This is a genomic window from Serratia sp. HNCC26DJ206, from assembly GCF_057180605.1.
In genome coordinates this window covers 1-4,233 of record NZ_JBXUGP010000075.1, presented here as the reverse complement: position 1 = coordinate 4,233, position 4,233 = coordinate 1, and the positions used below count along the sequence as shown (strand labels likewise).

Annotated in this window: 3 protein-coding genes; all 3 read right to left on the bottom strand. The window is 42.1% G+C overall.

The features are described 5' to 3' along the window. The coding region (locus AC2A1E_RS23800) for a type I restriction-modification system subunit M (RefSeq protein ID WP_484385810.1) at positions 1–1,480 on the bottom strand (1,480 nt) is incomplete at its 3' end. Between the two features lie 445 nt (positions 1,481–1,925). Then, positions 1,926–2,957 (bottom strand): GTP pyrophosphokinase, encoded by a 1,032-nt coding sequence (locus AC2A1E_RS23795; RefSeq protein WP_484385809.1) that lies wholly within the window; start codon positions 2,955–2,957, stop codon positions 1,926–1,928. Beyond that, positions 2,912–4,006 (bottom strand): nucleoid-associated protein, encoded by a 1,095-nt coding sequence (locus AC2A1E_RS23790; protein WP_484385808.1) that lies wholly within the window; start codon positions 4,004–4,006, stop codon positions 2,912–2,914. The genes AC2A1E_RS23795 and AC2A1E_RS23790 overlap by 46 nt, the downstream gene beginning before the upstream one ends. Between the last annotated feature and the right edge of the window lie 227 nt (positions 4,007–4,233).

Here is a 4,233-nt window from a genome sequence, read left to right as displayed (position 1 = left end):
GGCGAGCGGGTTCAAACAGATCCTGTCGTAGCGTCGGGAAAGTTTTCCAGTAAGCGCTGAGAGCATCAATATCGCGATCGGGAATGCCACCAGCCAAATGGCCAGAAAGGTCGTGCAGATCTTCCGGATCACTGCTGTCGATATAGCGAGGGATATTGAGGTTGTAGTCGTTAGCTGCAATTTCTGAGAGCGGCACCAAGCGGCTGAAACGGGGGATTTCCTGCTTACGATTAAATGCATCGACAATTTTATGGATGTCCTGGGCGCGTAAGCGATTTTTATTGCCGTCTTTAATAAAGCCCTTACTGGCATCGATCATAAAGATGCCTTGCTGACTTTCACCATTAGCATTGAACGCTCGGAGCTGGGCATTTTCTTTATCGATGACAATGATGCATGCCGGGATACTTGTGCCATAGAACAAGTTAGCTGGCAGGCCAATAATGCCTTTGATATAACCCTGTTTGAGCAGATTTTCACGGATACGCGCTTCAGCGTTGCCCCGGAATAGAACGCCGTGAGGTAAGATCACTGCACCTTTACCAGTACTTTTCAGGCTTTTGATGATGTGCAGCAGGAAAGCATAGTCGCCGTTCTTTTCAGGCGGAGTCCCCCATACAAAACGATCAAAAGTATCGTTCGCAGCATCCAGCCCGCTGGTCCAGTTTTTGTTGGAGAAAGGCGGATTGGCTACAGCAAAGTCGAAGGTTTTCAGGTTGTCGTTGCCATCTTTCCAGTGTGGATCGGCCAGGGTGTTACCTTTCCAGATTTTAGCGGTGGCGTTGTCATGCAGGATCATGTTCATACGTGCCAGTGCGCTGGTCGCATAATCCATCTCTTGCCCGTAGATGGTTAGCCCCTTGGGGCCTGCTTCGTCACTGGCTTTCAACAATAGTGAGCCTGAACCACAGGTAGGGTCATAAACGGTAGCATCCTGTGCTGTCTGTTTGCTGATACCAATCACTTTCGCCAGAATGCGTGACACCTCTGCCGGGGTATAAAATTGCCCCTTAGATTTACCTGACTCTGTAGCAAAGTGACGCATCAAATATTCGTACGCATCACCCAGCAGATCGTCTCCATCAACGCGGTTGGCTGAGAGGTCCAACCCCTCGAATATTGCCACCAGCTTGGAAAGGCGGTCGATCATCTCCTTGCCTTTACCCAGCTTGTCTTCATCATTGAAGTCGGCAATGTCGATAACACCTTTCAGGTCGTTAGCTTCAGCCAGTAATCTGATGGTTTTGTTAATTTTCTCGCCAATTTCTTTGTTGCCCTTGAGAGCAACCATATCGTCGAAACTTGCCCCTTCCGGCACTTCAATCATCGCGTAAGGGTTACCCTTAGCTTTGTCAGAGACGTACTTCATAAACAGTAGGGTCAACACATAGTCTTTATACTGTGAAGCATCCATTCCGCCACGCAACTCGTCGCAGCTCGCCCAAAGGGAGGAGTAAAGTTCGTTCTTCTTGATAGCCATATGGTGTCCGGTGAAAGCAATACTTGAACGCAGCAGGAGCTAGTATGCTCAATTGCCGAAACGCTTCCTGCGACGTGCGAAATTACGCAAGAGTTTATCAACTTGGCAGTGCTGAGACTATGCCGGGGATCTGGTTAGTAGTAAAATAATCCCAGTGGGTGAGAGTGTTGGGCAAGAATCATTAACGTTAATCCATCGTTTCGAAACTCTAGGGCTTAGGCGGAACTGACGCGGTTAGCTGTAACTTACTCTCAGTGACAGTAGTTTTGCGCTCAGTTTTTATAGTTCGCAATGTTAGGTTTCAGTTGCCAAGCATCGGGATGTTGGAGTTCACTGTGGGAATACTATTTGTTATACTTAACTGCAAGTTCACTTTATTCGATGAGGTCCGCATGAGATCGCCGAACGCTTACTCGATTCACGTATGCCTCTTATTCCGCTGACCTCAAATACCATAGTCTAGTGTGCTTACTCCAATATCATTAGCCAAAGGAATTAGCATTTTTCTGTCTAATGGCCAGTTATCTAACAGCATGTTTCTCTTGCATTTTAGCATCCAATAAATAAGCAAAACGGTACTTTGTTTATAAAGCGCACCACCAGTATATTTAGATTTGATAATTTCTGGAATGATAGGGTTTTTTTTAACAAATGCCTCAATATTTCCAATTAACTTTGAATCCATCAAATCTTCAAACTCATCTAGAATTGTTAGAATTGATTTCTGTGTTTCAGCTTTTATTCCTGTAAAACTGAAATACAAAGCATCAAGCCTGGAGATAATACCTAGCTCATCTATTTTTCCTTGCTTAATTTGTTGACTTACCTCAGTAAAAAATCCATCAGTTGTTTCTATAAGCGCCATGCACTTAGCAACAGTTCGCTGAACCTTCGGCTTTATAGCAGTTTTAGCTTTATAAATAGCATCGTGCGTTAACTCAGCATGTGCATGCTGAAGCAGTGTTCTAATTTGAACTTCGCAAGGGGTATCAATTGAGATATCAACACAGTCAATAGTCATCGTATGTTTAGGACGCAAGATAAAATGAACTGATTGATAAGTAAATAATAAGGGTGAGTGTTCTTTATCTTCATTAAAATGTTTGCAGGCATCAAATGACCAAGAATTTGACGATTTTATGATATCGCATATAAAATCGATATCCTCTATAATAAGCACTACAAATCGTGCTCCTACTTTATCTTCAATCTCATTGTATGGGTCAATATAATTTTTACCAGTGCGGTAAAATGCTTTATCGATTAGTGATTTTTCATCTTTTAAACGATGCTTGGGAGGTATTTTAAGAAAATCACTTAAATCTTTACCCTTTTCTTCTATAGCAGAGCAAATCTCATGAACAATGAATTGCCCCCAAGAATCATAAATTGACTTTTCTTGTTGCCATTTCGATTGGAATTCAGCTTCCGTCATTCCTGTGTCACTATCTTGTCCTTGATGATAACTTGTGTCCATTCTGCTGCTACCCCCGATTCATCTAAGTCTCCATCTATTGAAGTCATGACTATCAATTCCTTGAAGGAATCCGATGGTGCGGAGATCTTAACATTCTTACTAAAGCTGACTTTTCTAAACTTCAAGTTACCAGAAATGTGTTCAATGTCTTTAGTAAAAGAGGCTGTAGGAATGCCAGAGCTTTCCATATGTTCAGAAAACGCATCCTGAACACCCACTTCAAAATATTTTGAAGCAAAATCAGCTGTGCCAATAGAAGATGAGGTATCTACCTTGAGATAAGTTGTCAACGCATTGATATAATCACTTTTTTTGGACTCAGGCACGGCTAGTCCGGTAATAAATTTCTTTGCTTCCTCATAAAATTTTTTGGTGGTTCTAGCACTTGTTTGGGGATATCCACAACCGAGGAAGTCAGCATAAAAATACCTAGCAGCAGCTTTCCCACCAGCTTTATTGATCTGAGAATCAGATACCATCACAACCCACTTGTCATTTAAATTTTTGTATAGTGGATCGTAGACTGTCTTTTCAAAAAAACCTGCTGTTTTATATAGCTTTGAACTGGGAGTTAAGAGTACTTCTTCAACATATTTTAACGATATTTCGCCGGTTTTGTCGTCAACTTCTTTTTCATAAGCGCTGTGTGTTTCCGCTTTGATTACACCTAAGAACTTTTTGGCAGGATGACCTTGGGTTCCAGTAAATACAACAACAATTCCACCTGGTATTGATTTGATCTGCTGAGCATCTGTAAGCAATGTGGCAAAATCATAAGATGACACTGCAAAAGTACAGTCATCTTCGTCTATCGTTCTTTCAACAATCTGAGGCAAGTTCGTGGTTTTTTGATTAGTAATTTCCATTTGTACTGCCCGTGAGTTTTCCCCCAGAGCCTCAACAACTCTTTGTTTAAAAGTTTCCATCGCGTTAGGAGAAAACCTTGTAAAATCACGGCTTTGCATCGGCGGCTTTTTCTGGCCTTCAGAGTCTCTTTGGTAGATCTGATGAATGATGATTCGGTTAATATTTAAGTTTAATAACTGCATCTTGCTACCTTATTATAATTTTTGCCCTGAAGCTCAATAGAAAACAGCTTAGAGATTTTAGCTCAATTCCTTACAGATGCCATTGTCTTTTGATGTGGCTTATCAGTCTTTTGACGTGCATAGCACAATTGGGTAACCGGTATCTATTCCTAGGGGCAGGTCATTCAGGGAAGTGCTGTGTCAAGCCAACAAATACCGCCAAGATCTTGTTGCCGAGTGGGTTTGGG

What these genes read in the sequence shown, in the direction of transcription:
- AC2A1E_RS23795 (WP_484385809.1), bottom strand. Translation starts at nt 2,957, where the DNA reads ATGGACACAAGTTATCATCAAGGACAAGATAGTGACACAGGAATGACG.
- AC2A1E_RS23790 (WP_484385808.1), bottom strand. Translation starts at nt 4,006, where the DNA reads ATGCAGTTATTAAACTTAAATATTAACCGAATCATCATTCATCAGATC.